The sequence below is a fragment of the Paenibacillus herberti genome (genome assembly GCF_002233675.1).
In the GTDB taxonomy this organism is placed as follows: domain Bacteria; phylum Bacillota; class Bacilli; order Paenibacillales; family Paenibacillaceae; genus Paenibacillus_O; species Paenibacillus_O herberti.
The window spans coordinates 2,197,791-2,214,720 of the sequence record NZ_NMUQ01000001.1; the positions used below are offsets into that span (position 1 = coordinate 2,197,791).

At 48.3% G+C, this 16,930-nt stretch carries 11 protein-coding genes; 1 reads left to right on the forward strand and 10 read right to left on the reverse strand.

Translation table 11 applies throughout. From position 1 onward, the window contains the following. Positions 1-54 precede the first annotated feature (54 nt). Positions 55-2,760, forward strand: a complete 2,706-nt coding sequence (locus CGZ75_RS10135) for an alpha-L-rhamnosidase (RefSeq protein WP_089524050.1) — start codon at positions 55-57, stop codon at positions 2,758-2,760. 57 nt (positions 2,761-2,817) lie between these two features. Here the strand turns inward: CGZ75_RS10135 and CGZ75_RS10140 are convergent, their stop codons facing one another. From CGZ75_RS10140 to CGZ75_RS10185, 10 genes are all read right to left on the reverse strand, one after another. Then, complete coding sequence (locus CGZ75_RS10140; RefSeq protein ID WP_176444754.1) at positions 2,818-4,338, reverse strand: response regulator transcription factor; 1,521 nt, start codon at positions 4,336-4,338, stop codon at positions 2,818-2,820. After that, positions 4,331-6,124 carry a cache domain-containing sensor histidine kinase gene (locus CGZ75_RS10145; protein ID WP_176444755.1) on the reverse strand — a complete coding sequence of 598 codons (1,794 nt, stop codon included), beginning with the start codon at positions 6,122-6,124 and terminating at the stop codon, positions 4,331-4,333. The genes CGZ75_RS10140 and CGZ75_RS10145 overlap by 8 nt, the downstream gene beginning before the upstream one ends. A 68-nt stretch (positions 6,125-6,192) precedes the next feature. Beyond that, positions 6,193-7,020: a carbohydrate ABC transporter permease gene (locus tag CGZ75_RS10150; protein WP_089524053.1), complete on the reverse strand. Its 828-nt coding sequence runs from the start codon at positions 7,018-7,020 to the stop codon at positions 6,193-6,195. Continuing rightward, positions 7,021-7,911, reverse strand: coding sequence for a carbohydrate ABC transporter permease (locus CGZ75_RS10155; RefSeq protein ID WP_089524054.1), 891 nt, complete (start codon positions 7,909-7,911; stop codon positions 7,021-7,023). Positions 7,912-8,099: 188 nt separating this feature from the next. Further along, complete coding sequence (locus tag CGZ75_RS10160) at positions 8,100-8,888, reverse strand: response regulator transcription factor (protein WP_089524055.1); 789 nt, start codon at positions 8,886-8,888, stop codon at positions 8,100-8,102. Next, on the reverse strand, positions 8,881-10,644 hold the full coding sequence (locus CGZ75_RS10165; RefSeq protein WP_089524056.1) for a sensor histidine kinase: 1,764 nt from the start codon (positions 10,642-10,644) through the stop codon (positions 8,881-8,883). The genes CGZ75_RS10160 and CGZ75_RS10165 overlap by 8 nt, the downstream gene beginning before the upstream one ends. A gap of 33 nt (positions 10,645-10,677) precedes the next feature. Then, positions 10,678-12,438, reverse strand: a complete 1,761-nt coding sequence (locus tag CGZ75_RS10170) for a DUF4091 domain-containing protein (RefSeq protein ID WP_176444756.1) — start codon at positions 12,436-12,438, stop codon at positions 10,678-10,680. A gap of 59 nt (positions 12,439-12,497) precedes the next feature. Continuing rightward, positions 12,498-14,144 (reverse strand): type 2 periplasmic-binding domain-containing protein, encoded by a 1,647-nt coding sequence (locus CGZ75_RS10175; protein WP_089524058.1) that lies wholly within the window; start codon positions 14,142-14,144, stop codon positions 12,498-12,500. 64 nt (positions 14,145-14,208) lie between these two features. Beyond that, positions 14,209-15,102, reverse strand: coding sequence for a carbohydrate ABC transporter permease (locus tag CGZ75_RS10180; RefSeq protein WP_089524059.1), 894 nt, complete (start codon positions 15,100-15,102; stop codon positions 14,209-14,211). Positions 15,103-15,515: 413 nt separating this feature from the next. Next, positions 15,516-16,814: an IS110 family RNA-guided transposase gene (locus tag CGZ75_RS10185; protein WP_089522044.1), complete on the reverse strand. Its 1,299-nt coding sequence runs from the start codon at positions 16,812-16,814 to the stop codon at positions 15,516-15,518. Between the last annotated feature and the right edge of the window lie 116 nt (positions 16,815-16,930).

Consider the following 16,930-nt stretch of genomic DNA (forward strand, 5'->3'; position numbering starts at 1 on the left):
AACAATCCTAACAATCCAAACCAATAATTCATTCACCAAGGAGACGATTTTCTCGTGAATAGCAACCCATTGCTGTCACTCGCCCATCTGTCCATCGACGGATGGGAAAAACCGATTGGCGTCGATTCAGCAACTATGCAATTCAGATGGCAGCTTGTATGCCAGCGGCGTGGAGTCATACAGAAGAGCTGCCAAATCTCACTTTTTCCACTAGAGTCCGATGGAAGTCATGGCCCTGAGCTGTGGAACAGCGGGGTCTTAGCTACTTCGATGCCTTTTTCAAACTACGACGGGCCCGAACTTCAATCCCATCAAGCTTACGGATGGAAACTGCTTGTATGGGAAGACAATGCCTCTGAACCGGCCGAAGCAGAGGCTGCGTTTGTCACAGGGTTATCACCTCATAGCTGGAATGCAGAATGGATCTGGAAGGATGATTCGCTGCAATCCAACCAGTTTGCATACTTCCGCAAAGAATATGTACTAAAGCAACCCGCTGCCTCAGCTTATTTATCTATTTCCGCCCATCACTACTTCCAACTCTTCATTAACGGAACCCGGGTCGGCGGCTATGTCAGCCCTGCTCCATCCGATCCTTTAGGCGGCAAGCTTTACGTAACCTATGACATCACATCATTCCTTGCCCCGGACGGCAACAATTGCTTGGCAGTGATGGCCCTCTACTTGGGCGACAAAGGCCAAAACACAGTAGATGGCTCCCCCGGCCTCGTTGTTCAAGGGGATCTTACGCTGCTAGACGGTACCAAACAACGTTGGACTTCCGGAACGGATTGGCAGCATCTCTCAAGCGGCGCCCATCGTTCGGGTACAGCTTTTCAGCAAAATCGGAGAATATCTCCTATTGAAGAAGTCGACGCGCGTGCTCTGTCATCCTCCTGGACGAAATTCGGCTTTAAAGAGCAAAATTCCTTCCCTGTCACCCGTTCCGCAGCAGCCGATGCCGGTTGGCGCCTGACGCCACAGCGTATTCCCGAAGGTGTCATCGACGACACCATCATGCCTAAGCTTGTTCATTCCGTGCGCACAGATGAAGGCCTCTGTCAGATTTTTGATACGGGACGCATTATATCCGGCTGGGTTCGCCTATCGTTACCTGGGGTTCGCGATGTCAAAGTGCGCATGCGTTATGCGGAACAACTCGATGAGAATGGCAAAGTGGAACGCAAAGTATGCAACGAAACATCCGAGAACTACTATGATGAATACACGATGCGGGGTGACGCTTGTGAGGAGTGGGAACCTGCCTTTACGTATAAAGCATTCCGTTTCGTAGAGTTAACTGGATATCCTGACCCTCTGCAAAATGGTGAGCTTACCGTTGTTGCTGCCCGGACGGGACTACCAGAGTTAGGGTTTTTCAGCAGTTCCGATCCATTCCTGAACGCGCTTCATGAAGCTAGCCTTACAACTCAGAAAAACAATATTCTCGGTCAAGTTGTAGACTGCCCTCATCGCGAGCAAGCTCAATATTTGGCTGACACGGATTTACAAGCTGAGCTGCTGCTCTATCATTTTGGATTTGCCGTTGACATGTTAGAGAAGACGTTAACCGACTTCACGAATTCACAAAAGCCGGATGGAGCTTTTCCTTTTGTCGCTCCGACCAATGATGACCATCCCGACTTTGCCATCCGCATCCCTGAATGGGATTTGCATTTTATTAGCCTACTCTGGAAAATGTACCAAACATCCGGTGATAACAGCCTAATCACCCGGCATTATTCCGCCGCCAAGCGTTCGGCGGAGCTGTGGCTCTCCCTGGCACAGTCAGATGGATTGCTGCCGAAGAGCAAATGGTGGCATATAAGCGACTGGCCTTATCCAACCGTTGATGAAAGCGGCTCTGTGCTGACCGTGCAGAACACCAAGTTTTATCAAGATCTTCGTCTATTGGAACAAATGTCGACTCTTGCAGGCTCTCCAGAAGACAGCATACAGTGGAAAGCTGCAGCTGATAAACTCGCTGTTAACATCTCCGCTTCGCTATTCGATCTCGAATCCAATGGATTCATGGACAGTCTCGATTCGCCGGCACGGCATCAAGGTGTTAATGCACTGGCTTATCTTGCTGGGCTCACACCGGACACAGCCGATCATTCTGCGCTGTTGAAGCAAATCTCCGAACAGCCGTGGGAAGCCAGAACGGTGCTCTCCCTGCCGCTTCTGAGACTGCTATTTGAAGAAGGCCTGCCGGACAAAGCTTATTCATTGATGCATAGAACGGAGTATCCTGGCTGGGGTTATATGATCGCCCAAGGCTCACCTACCCTATGGGAAGGATGGGATGACAAGGAATCGCATAGCCATGCATGGAACGGTTACCCTGCTCGCATGCTCTCTGAATATATCGTTGGCATTCAATCCGCAGCTCCGGGCTTTGCTACTATTCGCTTCAAACCCTATTGCCCGGAAGGCCTTCACTACTCCGAAGCGTCTGTGCCTACCCCATTCGGATTGACACGCGCCAAATGGGAACAGCAGCAAGAGGGCCTTACGATAAATATGGACGTTCCCGCTGGAGCGGAAGCTGAGCTATGGCTGACCCCGCTTACTCAAGGACGCCCGCTTGATGGTTTGCGTATTTATGAAGGTGAAGGTGAAGCGGAAGTGCTCCTCTGGTCGGAAGACTCGCTTCAAAACCCCGACTATATCGGCTTACTCGGCGGGCAACGGCTATCGGAAGCAGTCATTATTCGCTTCGGTTCAGGACAATATCGTTTTACCACGGAATCCGCATAAACAAAAACGAAGTCGCATTGCAGGTTAAGCAGCCTGCAATGCGACTTCGTTTTATTATTACGTCAAATTCTCCATTTTTTGAGACGTACCGTTCTCCCGGTATTGCGTCGGAGTCACATCAAAACGTTTGCGGAAAAGCGTACTGAAATACTTGGAGCTCGTATAACCAACCGAAGCGCAAACCTCGCCCATCTTCATATCCGTCTCCAGCAACATGCGCCTGGCTTCACTAAGCCGGACCTCCGTGACGTAATCGATAAACTTTTGACCGGTCGATTCCTTGAACAGCTCACTCAAATAAGTTGCGTTCAAATATACATTTGAGGCGACCTGCTCCAACGTAAAATCAGGATTGGCAAATTCGGTTCTAATGATCTCTTTTACTTTTCCAATGACTTTACGATCTTCCGGAGCATGCGGTTGAAGCAGCGCAATCCGCTCGATGAATTTCTCCATTTCCTGAGGCAGGATGATGGGATCATAAGCAAAAACCATCCGGCTCGTCAGCTCGTCGGTAGCAGGTTGCATCTGCTTCAACAGCTTCGACTTCAGTCGATGAGCTTGTGGTCCGGCAAAAAATGCGATCAGCCGAAAAATTCCGCGCAAGCTCTGGAACGGCTCCATCCCTCTCCAAACTTCCATGCCTTTGCGAAGCACGGTTACGGTTCCTGCCAGATCGTTCATCTCCAGCGCAACCGTCAGCCGGGATAAACGATCCATTTCTTCTACGGACATACTCTCGCCATCTAAAATGCTTCGCAGCAATCGTTCCTGAACTTTACGGAACATTAACGGCAATTCCGAAGGATCCGCGACGGGATCGGAGCAAGCGATCAACAAGCCTTCCCCCGTCAGCCCCTCTCCAGCGGAAGGAGGAGACTGCTCAAGACGTTCACCAACCAGGAACAGCAGGTCACATGCCTTGGCCAGCGGCACAATGGCCCATTTGCGGATATCAGCTCCGGAAAGTTTCAGTTCATCGACATTTCCGCTGGCGCGGGCATGACGCTCTTCCTGATCCCGTCCTTTGCTACCCGTGTCACTTTTGACGTACATCATCATTCGAAGCTGGTAGCTAAGTCCATGCCCAAGATGGCCCTCACTGGCCAAAAGATCACGCAGCGTTTGCAGCGCTTGTTCTTCCCCGGCAACTACCCATTCCGATAAAGCTTGCACGAGCATTCGGCTGCTTTGCCAATTCCGCTTGGCGATTTTCTCTCCAACCTTAACGATTGACTCCTTCAGTTCATCACGTTGCACAGGTTTGAGCAAATATTCGCTCACTCCGCTGCGCAGGGCGGATTGGATATACTCAAAACGATCGTAGCCGGTCAACATGATGATCTCCGTATCCGGCTTCAGCTTATCCAGCTTACTCGCCAGCACCAATCCGCTCTCGCCGGGCATTCCAATATCAAGAAGAACAAGATCAGGATCCAGCACCTGAATTGCCTCCCAAGCGCTCTCCGCATCCGGGCAGGCGCCTGCAACCTCCCATTCAGGGAGCAGTCGAGGGATCATTTCCGATAACCCCGCTCGGATCATTTCCTCGTCATCCACAATCAGAACTCTAGGCATTGGCTCCATGCTCCTTTGTGATTGCGTTCAAGTGGATAGCTACCTGGGTGCCCCCGCCTGCAAGATTCTCAATCTTCAAGCCATAACTGTCGCCACACAAAAACATGATGCGCCGATGAACATTAAGTAAACCGATATGATCGCCGTCCTCCAGTTCCTCCATCGCTGTATTTCTGAGCCGTTGGCGCAACCAAACCAGACGTTCTTCGGTAATACCGATCCCGTTGTCCTCCACGTAAAGGGTCAAATTCTCATCCCTATCAACCGTGGCTCGGATACGAATCCAGCCATCCTGCTTGGCCGTCACTCGCCCGTGTACAATCGAATTTTCGATTAACGGTTGGATAATCCACTGTGGAATTTCGGTCAGCATAAGTGGCTCGGGAATTTCGATCAAGATGGATAAATGCGGGAAACGGATCATCTGCAGTCGCATGTATACATTGACATATTCCATCTCGCGGAACATCGGAACGCTCTCCGCCTCAGAGCGCAGCGAAAGTCGGAACAGCTTGCCGAGCAGCGACACCATATCCGCTACTTCGTAATCACCGTTCATCTCCGCCCTCATATTGATTGATGCTAGAGTATTGTACAGAAAATGAGGATTAATCTGACTTCTCAACACTTGAACCTGTGCCTGCTGCCGATAGATCTTCATATGCAGAACGTTGTTGACCAACTCATTGATTTTGGCCACCATTGCATTGAAGGAACGACCGAGCTGGTTCATCTCGTCGTTGGAGCGAGCCTGAAACATCACATTGTAGTCGCCCAGTTCCACACGAAACATCAACCTTTTCAGTTCCTTGAGCGGGCGGATGATCGTAGTCGTCAGCAGTGCCGACAACGTAATCGACAAGAGCAGCAAAACAGCGGCTGAAATCCAAAGCAAATTGCGCAGCAGCTCAAGCTCATTGGAAAGCTTGCTCACTTCAATCGTGTTGACAATGGTCCAATTGGATAATGAGGATCGGACGTAGTGAACCATCGTTTGCGTGCCGTAAACCTCGTCCGTGTAATACCCATAAGCTGGGCCTGATTTTAAAGGGAATTCCTCCAATATTCGCTCCTGATCGGGATGATATACGATCTTCCCCGTCTCATCGAGAACGAATAGCGTTCCGGCAGATGGGCTTTTGGAGTTGTCCGTCATTTCGGCTAATCCTTTAAGTGAAAAATCGAGCAACAGCACGCCGTAAGACTTGCGGTTGCTCACATTCACAATGCTTCTGGCATAGGAGAATACATACTCATCCTCCGGCTTCGCTGCCAGCTTATAAGGTGGAATGAGCATGCCTTCTCCGTCCATTTGCAGGACACGCTTGTACCAATCCTCTTGCGCAAATCCCGAGTGATCAACCCAATTACCTGTTCCATACTGCGAATACAGCACTTCACCATCGGCGATCCAGTAGGCGCCATCCAAGTCGGAAAACGGAATAGCGAGTACAATATTGCGCAGCGCACGATCGATCATCACTTTTTCGCGGAATGTATCCGATGGGGTACGCGGCTCGAGTTGTCCGCCAATATCGTCCTGAACATCCAGATAAAACGTGGAAGCCATCCGGTCGATTTGCTGGATGTACGTATCTAAGTTTTTGCTGACCTGATCGGACAGGCTCAGTCCGTACTCTCCGACCTTTTTTTGCAAATTCTTATTATAATGCTGATATCCCAGTAGCGTAAGCGCTATGACCGGGATGATGATCGTAATCGAATAAGCCGAAATCAACTTGGCATTGAGATTCCATTCCCGAAACCAAAAGGTTCTCAGCTTCAACTTAGCAGCCCTCCTGAGCCTGGAGCAATACGAATACGATAGGGTAAACAAGTTGCGGCGGCGGCTGCTTAACCTTTCACAGAGCCAGCGGCAATACCTTTAATAATATATTTTTGCAGGAATAGGTAAACAAGGAGAAGCGGAATAACGGATAATACCATGCCAGGGAAAAGCAGAGACCAATTCGTCACATGTTCACCGACAAAGGTGTACAGCTCAATCGTAATCGTCCGCATACTTTTATCGGAAAGAAACAGCAATGGAATGAGGAATTCATTCCACGTACTTAGCGAGCAGAGCACCGCAACCGTGGCCGTTGCTGGCTTGATAATCGGGAACACAGCAACCCAGTACGCCCGGAACTTGGAGCATCCGTCGATCCAAGCCGCTTCCTCCAGCTCTTTAGACGTCGTTTTCAAAAAGCCGGTGAACAAAAACACCGTAAGCGGTAAATTGATCGCCGTATAAATCAAAACTGCGCCATGATAAGTATTGACCAAATGAAGTGTATTGACGAATCGATACAAAGGAATCATCGCAAGCTGGAACGGCACCATAATGCCCGCAGTAAAATAAATATATAAAAAATTATACGTTTTGCCTGTTTTTCTAGCAAGCGGGTATGCCGCTAACGAGCCTAATATAATCAGTACAAAAACAGAGGAAACAGTAATGAACAGCGTGTTCGCGAGTACGAACGGGAAGCGCATCATCTTCCATGTATCCGCATAGTTTTGGAAGTTCAGGCTGCCGGGCAACGAAAGCGGGAAACCTGCCATTTCCTCCGGTGTTTTGAATGTCATGGACACGACAAAGTAAAGCGGGATTATGAATAAAACGGCGAGCGCAATCATGACTATTTCCAATAAAACCTGGCGACCAGTCCTCTCTCTCATTTACGCCCCTACCTCTCTTCTGCGAAGTACAACAATCTGTAAGAACGAGATGATCAAAATAATGAAGAACATGACGACTCCAATCGCTGTACCGTAACCAAAGCTGCTTTCACTGAATGCCTTTTGGTACAGCAGCGTCGTAACGGTTTCCGTTGCATGATACGGTCCGCCCTTCGTCGTTACATAAATGATGTCAAAAGCTTTCAGCGAGCCAATGCTGGCCAGCACCACATTAATCGTTAGGGACGGAGCCATAAGCGGGAATGTAATGGCCGTGAATTTACGCCAGCCACCGGCACCGTCGATATCTGCTGCTTCATAATAATCTGCTGGTATCGTTTGGAGGTTGGCGACAAAGATGACCATCGAGTAACCGACATACTGCCATAACACGATGACAACGAGAGAGTACAGCGCATACTTAGGGTCGCCTAACCATGACTGCTGCCAGGCGGTGAGCCCTAATTTGCCTAGCAATACATTGAGAAGTCCATTCGGCTGAAAAATGTACGACCAGGTGTAACCCACGACGAGCGGACTGAGAATGGCTGGAACAAAAAAGGCGGCGCGCAGCATCGATTTGGTCTTGATTTTGGAATCAAGTGCAAGCGCCAAAGGAATAGCCAAGCCATTTTGGAAAATGACGATGAACAAAGTAAACCAGAACGTATTGCGCAGCGCGTTGAGGAAATCCTCGTCCGATGTAAGTTCAATGAAGTTTCGCAAACCGACAAAGTCCATCGTTTTGTACAAGCCATTCCAGTTCGTCATACTGTAGTAGAAGCTGGTAATGACCGGCCCTAGAAATATGATCGTATAGATCAGGAATGCCGGCGCGATAAACGCTGCCCAAACCAGATGCTCTTTTTTCGCGAGCGACCATTTCTGCATAATACCTTCTCCCCTTATCCAAAAACATGTTGCGCAGCATTAATTGCAGCGAATATGTTTAGCATACAGGGGGCGGAAAGGAATCAAAATGATGCAAAATTCATTTTGATTCTTTTTTTTTCGGGTTTTCTAGAATGCAAAAAGGACGATGCAGTGATTAAACTGCGTCGTCCCTATTATGGTCAAAGTTAATCAACGTACAGCCCGCTGCGGAATTGATTAGGCGAAAAGCGATATACGTTTTTGAAGGCTCGTGAGAAGTGATGAGCATTGTCATAACCGACACTCTCGGCGACTTCCTTCACCCGTTGGGTAGGGTCTCGCAGCAATCGGCAGGCCTCTTCCATGCGAATTTTGGTCAAAAACGATGTAAACGTCATACCCGTTTCTTTTTTGAATAAGGAGCTGAAGTAAGAGTAATTCATGGAGTATCGGTTAGCCACTTCCGCCAGCTGTAGATTAGTCCGGTAATTTTGCCTGATATAGGCTTTAGCAAGATCGATAACCGAGCGGCCCTCCCCAACCTTTTGCCGAACCTCCTGCTTGGATGAGATGATCTCCTCGATCACGGCAACAGGTACTGACTCCTCCATTTCTTCACTCTCAAAATGCTCCATAACAAGCTGCAGCTGATCACTAAGATCGAGGAAGCTAACTGGCTTCAGCAAATAATCAGATGCCCCATACTTAAACGCCTCTCTGACATACTCATAGTCTCCATAGCCGCTTAATATGATGAACTTGATAGAGGGTCGCTCTTTGGAAAGGCTTTTAAGCAGCGTGATACCGTCCATTTTGGGCATTTTGATATCGGTGATAATAATATCAGGCGGAGCCGCATTCACGAGATCCATCGCTTCTCGCCCATCATGCGCAATCCGGATTCCCCGAATATCTGAACGGTTCATTCGTATAATCTTGGATCGGATTCCTTCACAGATCAGGGGCTCGTCATCTACGATTAATAGATTATACATCGCGCAGCTCCTCCTCCTGAATAGGGATCGTTACCGTAGCTTTCGTATAACGCCCCTCTGTGCTTTCCATTACGAGGCGATACTGTACACCATAAAAGAGACATAACCGCTCGTTAATATTTTTCAAGCCGATATGTTCAGAATGCTCCCAGGTGCCGCTCTGCTGCTGTTGATCGAACATCCGATTCATTTCTGCCAAACGGTCGGCCGAAATCCCGATCCCATCGTCCCATACAGCGATCTGCAGCGCGGCATTTTCCAAGAGGGATGCCTCAATTATGACCGTCAACGTATCGCGACTCCCAAAGCCATGTTTAACGCTGTTTTCGACGAGTGGCTGCAAAATAAACTTAATCATTCGACAGGTGTTCAGCGACGAAGGCACTTGAATATTCATCTGCAAGCGGTCTCCGTACTTCATCTGCTGCAAGTTTACGTATCGTTTCAAATGGTCGATTTCATATCCGAGCATCGCGAATTTGGAATCGCCTTCAATTTTGTAGCGCAGGATTTTGCCGAAATCGGAGAAAGCCTCCGACACCTCGTACTGACCGGCTAGTTCCATTCTCGCACTGAAAATATCGATCGTATTGTAAATAAAATGAGGATTGATCTGATATTGCAGCGCCTTCAATTGAACATCCTTGTGAACGACTTCCCGTTGGATGCCTTCTTTCATTAACAGATTGATTTTGGACAGCAAAATATTGAACTTCTCCGTAATGACGCCAAATTCGTCCTGACGCTTAGGGGAAGGCAGCGGTTGAAAGCCGCTCTCGATCGATTCGGTCATCGTCAGAATATTGCGCTTGATCAGCCGAAATACTTGCTTGATAACGGTATAAAACAACAGTAGGGAGAGGGCGCTGATGCCGATAATCGCCATCGTTGTGCCAAGCAGCTGAGAACTCGTTACCGAAGCTTTCGGCACTGCAATACCGATTATTGTGCCAAGTGAAGTCAGCGGCTCATAAACGACAACCTCTCCATTTTTCTGAAATGAACCACCTGTATCGCTGCGGATGTTTGTTATCCGTTCTTGCTTAATCGAGTCGTCCGTCTTTTTCTGTTGCAAAAACAGGCCCTTCGCCGGATCAAACACAAAAGCATCCGTTCCATCAGGAGATTCGCTCAGAAAGGAATATAAGTCCTTTTGCAGCACCTCAATGCTGGTCAAACCTAAATATTGGCCATTGGTGTTATGGATTTTCTGGATATAGGTATACTTCACAGCCGACGAACCTTGTTTAGAGTTGCTATCGCTCCGATACCATAAGCTATTTTTGCCTGAACGCAGAAAATCCTGGTACCACTTCTCTTTTTGAATATAAGTGTCATGCCAGATCGAGTCGAAACCTTCCGGGATCGTATAATTGGTCAAATACAAACTGACATCAAGTCTAATGTATTGAATCAATACCGTGTTGTAATACGTTCCGTATTTAACGAGGGGGACGATTTCTCGCGCATAAGCGTTGATTGAATCTCCGCCCGGTTGAAACGGATCGGCGAGGAAGGATTGAAGTCTTGAGTTATACGCGATACTATCGCTGACACTCTCGACGATGTTAATTTTACTCGTAACATTAGATTGGAGCTGTGACAGAACCATCTTGGAAGTGTTGATCGTCTGCTGCGTAAGATGCTTCTGAGTCTGATCGAAGAAGTATCCGCACAGCAGCGCTGTCGGCAAAAGGATCAGAAATATGAAGGCGTAGGTGACTTTTGCTTTGATGCTCAGCTGCCTCTTCATCATAAAAAGCCTCCAGCCGACAGCGTTAGGGTGAGCTTAAGCGTTAACCAGCATTTCCAACAGTGCTTTTCGAACCGCTTCGTAATCTTCATGTTCATCACTGAACCATGTAGAGAAGCTGTCCCCAGGAGAGTACAAACCTTGCAGTTTTTCAGCTTTGATAATTTTGCTCCATAACTCGGCAAGCCGCTCTTCGGCATCGTTGCAGCGGTCCTTTACCTGAGCGGTTAGTTCAAACTCCTGTATGCCTCTTCGTAAATTCATATAACGCAAAGTAAGTAGCGGTCTGCCATCATTGCCCGGATAAACAAAATTGGTATCTCCTGCGCTGAAAAACGGATATTTATAGCGAATCCGTTCACGCGGGTTGTCCGGCCAAACGGTATAGTTCCACCGGAGAAACCCGTCAAATCCCATAAAGGCCGTCAAATGTGGAATCAAGCGACTCTCTAATAGATGAGAGTTAATGAACGTATTGGGATAAGCAATATCGCAAGCGACATACCACATCGGATTATCTACTTTGAGCTCCTTGAAATCATCCAAATGCTTGAATAGGCAGCCCGCTGAGACAACCGAGTTCCGGGCTTGTTCGGGCGCTTCAAGAATGGGCTCCATATGGCCATAGCAAGTTTTGAACTGGAATCCAGGAGCGACTACGGCAAACAGTTCGCGCACGGCCCGATATGCCTCAGGATCACTCGGCTCGTCTGTCATAATTCTGACCTCATTGAGCCGGCCTGTAGTCCCAAAATAGTTATGCAGCGCAGCGATATACTCCTTGATTTCAGCAGCGGATCGCATATATTTATAACAGCTGTCGTTACGATCCAGATAACGCACCCGGATTCCATCCGGGTAATCATCCGCGAGCTTGCCGTATCCTTCGGGCTGGTACTGCCATATGCCGGACAAACCGAACAGATCAATGACGCCTGTAATGCCATACTTAGCACATAGCTGAATATAACGTTCCATGGGGTTAAAGTCATACGTAAATATTCCTGATTTGGATTTTTCTACCCCAATCATACTATACTCGAACAAGTCCGAATAGTAATTCGTTATTCTGAAGCAACCTTGGCCCGACCATGGAATTTCCGAGGCGATAACGGTAACTGATTTCTGTCCCAATTGGCCCAGACTGGCTACATAGTTTTCCAATACGGCAAAATGCTCATCGCTCCACAGCGCGACCTCATGCTTTCTAGCAATATTGGAACCATGCTGCCACAGCTCTAATTGGAACGAATACTCCGATGGTTCCGGAACAACAACGTTAATCACCTCAAGCTCCACCGTAAGCGATGCTACCTTTCTTTCATCCTCGAACATCGTCTGCTCAAAAATATGAACATTTCCTTTGTAAAGACCAGGGGAAACTTCTTCGGGAATCCGCAGCTCACACCATACCGATCGCTTCAGCCGATCCATCACATGGATCACTTCATCGTTTAGAAGAATATCCGCTTTGTGGATTCCGTCGTCATCCTCCACCATTCCAATTGGGTTCATGCTGTAGGTCAGCCCGTCCATGTCGTCCATTTCGAACGCCAATCGGTAGTTGGGAAGAGCTCCGTACGGAGAAAATGCCGGTCTGCGGCCAACGGATAGAGTATACGGTTCATTCACTTGCAGCAGCACCTGAAAAGCCGCCCAGTCCCGTCTGCCCGTCGTCAAGCGGATTGTCTTCTGCGCAAATAATGGGTCGTTCCCCGTCATCACTCTATCAAAAGAATCCGGTACGCCCTCTTTCAGCTTAAAACTTTCCGATTGCAATCCGCATTGTATGGTCATCGTCGTCTCCTTGAGAAAAACAAGGGGGTGCAAAACGCAGCCCCTTGTTTTCGCTTCCATTATTTTTGATTGCCCGGCCAAGCAAACTCGATTCCGAGCTTTTTCTTAGTCGCCAGGAATTTTTCGTTCCAGTATGCAAATAACTTGTCATAGCCCAGCTTCTTTTCTTGCTCGATCATTTCATTGAACATCTTCACCACTTCTGCTTCCGATTTAGCAAGGACCATCTTAGCTTCCATGCTCTTTCTGTAATCAGCGATCTTGATGTCGATGGCAGCGATGTCGGTTCCGCCATCCGGTTTGATCGCTTCAAAAGCCATCGAATTGTAGCTGTATTTCGCGAAATACTTCTCGGTCTCGCCTTCCCGTTTCTCGAACTCCGATTCCGGAGCCGGGAATGCGGATTGGATCGGAAGCCAGTCCGTGAACCAGTCGAAACCTCCGTATTTTAAAGTCGCGGCATCTGCATCCGCGGCAAAATCTTTGTTCCTTTGATCGGTAAACTTAATGAGACCGTTGGCATCATAATCCCACGCGATCCCTTTAGGGCCGTAGGTAACATTAATCGACATTTCGTCCTGCATCAAATATTCGATAAGCTTGGCGATTCTCGCTTCATGCTTCGTTTTCTTGCCAACCATAGTCATGGTCCATCCGGTCACTGGGCTTGGATTAAGAATTGGCGTTTTGCCCCCGTCCCCTTTGATCGGGCCAACTGCGACATAGTAGGCTTTGGGATCCGCATTAACGAGCGCATTCCACTTGACCTGCCAAGGGAGGTAGGCAAATACGCCGCCAGCGTTCACTTTTTCCGTGATTTGCGGTCTCGTCAGCGTCATGCTGTCTTGCGGCAACAGACCTTCCCGGTACAGCTGATTCAAAAACTTGAATGTTTCCAGCGACTCAGGCTCCCTGAAGCTATCTACATAATTGCCTTTTTCGTCTTCCCGCTTCGCACCGAAGTATTGTACAAGATGCTCATAGAAAATATAGGCCGGTTTAACGTCGAATCCATTATATTTCAATTTAGCCGCTTTCACTTTACGCAGCGCTTCCAACGTTCCTTCTTTTGTCTCGAAGGCGGCTGGGTCGATATTCAGCTGCGTCATTATATCCTGCCTTGCCCGCAGCGTCTGATGTGTTGGATAAAAGTTGTTCGGTTTCATCTCTTCCGGAGCATAAAAGTAGTTAGGCAAACCATAGTAATTTCCATCGCTAGTTTTGAACCAATTTTGGACCGTCTCAGGAACTTTAAGTTCTGGTGCATACTTGGTGAGCAGTTCATTCATCGGGAAAACATAACCTGACTTCTCCAACACACCTCGCTGCGGAGTTGTGCTTTCCATCGTGATCATATCAGGAATGTCACCCGCTGCGATCATTGCGGAGAGCTTTTCCGGGCTGCCTGAAGTAAAATTGATTTCAATGCCCATATCATCAAACAGCTTTTTGTCTATCAGATTAAGCTCTGGATTCCAATCTCTTTTGTACCAGTCCATGGCTACGAACCAGTTCAATTTGATCGGTGTTTTATCCTCCCCTGCCGGCTGCTGGGATGCCTGCGGCGACGTTTTTGGGGAAGTTTGCGGTAATTCATTGGCAGCATTTGTCCCATTGTTGCCGGAAGATGAACAAGCTGATAATACGGACCCCACCAGAATGAGCGCGAATAACAAGAGCGTGAATCTTCTACCAACAAACTTCATTGTTGATCCCCTCCATTTATAATGAAAATGCTATGCTAATTTCGCGCCGGAGTAGCCGCTACGATTAACCTTTGATTGAGCCGATCATGATCCCTTTAACGAAATACTTTTGCAAAAATGGATAAACGACAATAATCGGTATGCTGACAACCATCATCATCGCCAGCTTCATCGTCTCAGGACTCACCTTCAGCGCCTGAGTCGGAATGTTCGCTAACGCAGCCTTGCTAACCCCATTAGCAAAGTCCGCACTCGTGACCATCCGCATCAGAAACAGCTGCACGGTTTGAAGAGAATCGCTCGACGTGAACATCATCGAGTCAAAATAAGAATTCCAATGGTAAACCCCGTTGAACAAGGTGATTGCAGCAAGAACCGGTTTGGAGAGTGATAGAATAAAACCGAAGAATATTCTGTATTCACTGGCTCCGTCCATTCTCGCGGATTCAAGAATCGCATCTGGAATGGTGCGCATGAATGACATGATAATGATCAAATCCCAGACGCTGAACATATTTGGGATGATGTACACCAGCATATTGTTGAGCAATCCCAGCTCCTTGTAGAGCAAGTACGTTGGAATGAGGCCGCCGCTGAAAAACATCGTAATCATGATAATGATCATATATACATTTCGCCCAACCAGATACGGTCTCGACAACCCGTAAGCAATTAATGCGGTGAACAACACATGGATAAATGTACCAACGATTGTACGAAAGCCAGTAACAAAAAACGCCTGATAGATCGTTTCATCGGATAGTACGGCGCTGTAGTTGGCGAGCGTGAATTCCCGAGGCCAGAAGTAAACGCCTCCGCGCAAGTAATCCAGGCCGCTATTGAATGAACCGACAATGGTGAACCAGAACGGCCCTAGCGTAACAACGATGATCGTAATCATGAAGCATACATTCAAAATGTCGAAAGTTTTGGATCGTAATCGACTACTGCTACTCATCTTCATTCCTCCCACTATAAAGTAATGTTTTCTCCTGTTTTCTCGCTAATTCGCAGTATTTCAACTTCGACATTTGAAGAGGTATTGGTGGAGAAGGTGATCTGCACCCAGATTTCCTGTAAGCGCGTAGGCGGGAACAGAGTTTAGGATCGCTTAGGGGTCCAAAACTGTGAGATGGTGGATATGATCGCACAGTGGATCTCCACATTTCGCCCTCGGGGTTTACCCTCCCATGTCACGCTGGGTCTATGCCCTTACATTCCTTCGTTCTACCTCTCAAGGGGTGGATGCCGATTCTTGCTCCTTTACGGGGTCGTTGCCCTTATGGAATATTGTGCTTCGGCTTCTCCGGTGCTTCCGTTGTCTTCGTTGCTTACGTTGAATCGTAAATGTCCAGGAGTTGTGCTTCTTGCTTAAGCAGCCGCTTGGTGCATCTGAGACTGTCGAACCGGCCCGATTACATCTACAGCGTTGTATGCCTTCTGTTTGGTTCCAAGCGTATGCAAGACCCGAATCAACTTCCCGCACAAGGCGATGAGCGATTGTTTCTTCTTCAGCGGATTCTGACTTCGCGTTGTATAGTGCTTGTGCAGCGCTTTGAACGCCTCGTTCTTCGCCACCATCGGCATTACCGCGCGGAACAACAGCGCCCTAAGCCGCGATCGCCCTCGTTTGGTAATGGAGGTTCTGCCTTTGCGCTTGCCGGAGCTGTTCTCTTTGAGATTCAGCCCTGCCAGTCGAATGATTTGTTGACCGTGATCGTAGTTGTTCAAATCCCCAACTTCCGCTAAAAATCCAGCGACGGTGATCGCTCCAACTCCCGGTACGGTCAGCATTTGTGCGGCTCCCGGAATGCTATCCAGGATCACCATGACTTGCTCCATGATTTGTTCGAGCTGTTCGCTGAAAAGCTCGAACTGGCTCAGGAGCGTGCTAAGCTCCATTCGTGCTGCAACCGTTCCCTCCGTCAGACCGATGGAAGTGGTGGCAGCAACGAGTAGCGCTTCCGCGCGCTTGATCCCTACGCCGCGCTTCACATCCGTCTTCCAGTGGGCCAGGACGTCTCTGGCTCCCATAGCGACGATGTCGGCGGGCAACGGAAACTTCCGCATGCTCATGAGCGACGCTTTCCCATCCCAATTCTTGAAGACACGGGAGTACTCCGGGAAAAACCGGTCGAACCAATTGCCGATGCGCCCTTTTGCTTGCGTTAGGCTTGCAGATACTTTCTCACGCAAATTCATGAGGATGCGCAAATCCGCGTATTCCTTGGTCGGTAGTTTAGGTTCGGAGTACTTCCCGTTCCGAATCAAATCGGCGATGACTTTCGCGTCCTTGTAATCGCTTTTCGTCGGCGAATTGTCCTCAAGCTCTTTCGTCTTATTTACATGAGACGGATTGACGACAACGACTTGAATCCCTTGTTCTTGCAAGAAAGCTGCGAGAGGAAACCAGTAGTGTCCGGTAGGCTCGATGCCAAACATGATTTCGGTCTTGCCGTGTGCTTGCCCGAGCTCTTTCATCCACGCCGATAGCTTCGTCAACCCTTCTGCGTCATTATGGAAGACGCAATCTTTGCCGAGTTCGATCCCTCGAAAGTCTACCGCACGAGCGACATGAACCTTCTTGGCAATATCTGCTCCGACAACCAGTGTTGCTTCGTTAATTCGTGTGATACGTTGATTCTGTTTCTGCTTCAATTTATACTTCATAATGAGCGCCTCTTTCGTATTGGAATTTGTTCTTTGGCGGAACACGATTCCCAGTATACTAAGTGGCGCTTTTTTGCTCAAAGCTCAAATTACTTCATTACAGGAATAGCTCCTTT

Bases quoted from the DNA above. Each gene is read 5' to 3' on its own strand.
- CGZ75_RS10140 (WP_176444754.1), bottom strand. From the start codon at position 4,338: ATGCCTAGAGTTCTGATTGTGGATGACGAGGAAATGATCCGAGCGGGG.
- CGZ75_RS10150 (WP_089524053.1), bottom strand. From the start codon at position 7,020: ATGAGAGAGAGGACTGGTCGCCAGGTTTTATTGGAAATAGTCATGATT.
- CGZ75_RS10155 (WP_089524054.1), bottom strand. From the start codon at position 7,911: ATGCAGAAATGGTCGCTCGCGAAAAAAGAGCATCTGGTTTGGGCAGCG.
- CGZ75_RS10160 (WP_089524055.1), bottom strand. From the start codon at position 8,888: ATGTATAATCTATTAATCGTAGATGACGAGCCCCTGATCTGTGAAGGA.
- CGZ75_RS10165 (WP_089524056.1), bottom strand. From the start codon at position 10,644: ATGATGAAGAGGCAGCTGAGCATCAAAGCAAAAGTCACCTACGCCTTC.
- CGZ75_RS10170 (WP_176444756.1), bottom strand. From the start codon at position 12,438: ATGACCATACAATGCGGATTGCAATCGGAAAGTTTTAAGCTGAAAGAG.
- CGZ75_RS10175 (WP_089524058.1), bottom strand. From the start codon at position 14,144: ATGAAGTTTGTTGGTAGAAGATTCACGCTCTTGTTATTCGCGCTCATT.
- CGZ75_RS10180 (WP_089524059.1), bottom strand. From the start codon at position 15,102: ATGAGTAGCAGTAGTCGATTACGATCCAAAACTTTCGACATTTTGAAT.
- CGZ75_RS10185 (WP_089522044.1), bottom strand. From the start codon at position 16,814: ATGAAGTATAAATTGAAGCAGAAACAGAATCAACGTATCACACGAATT.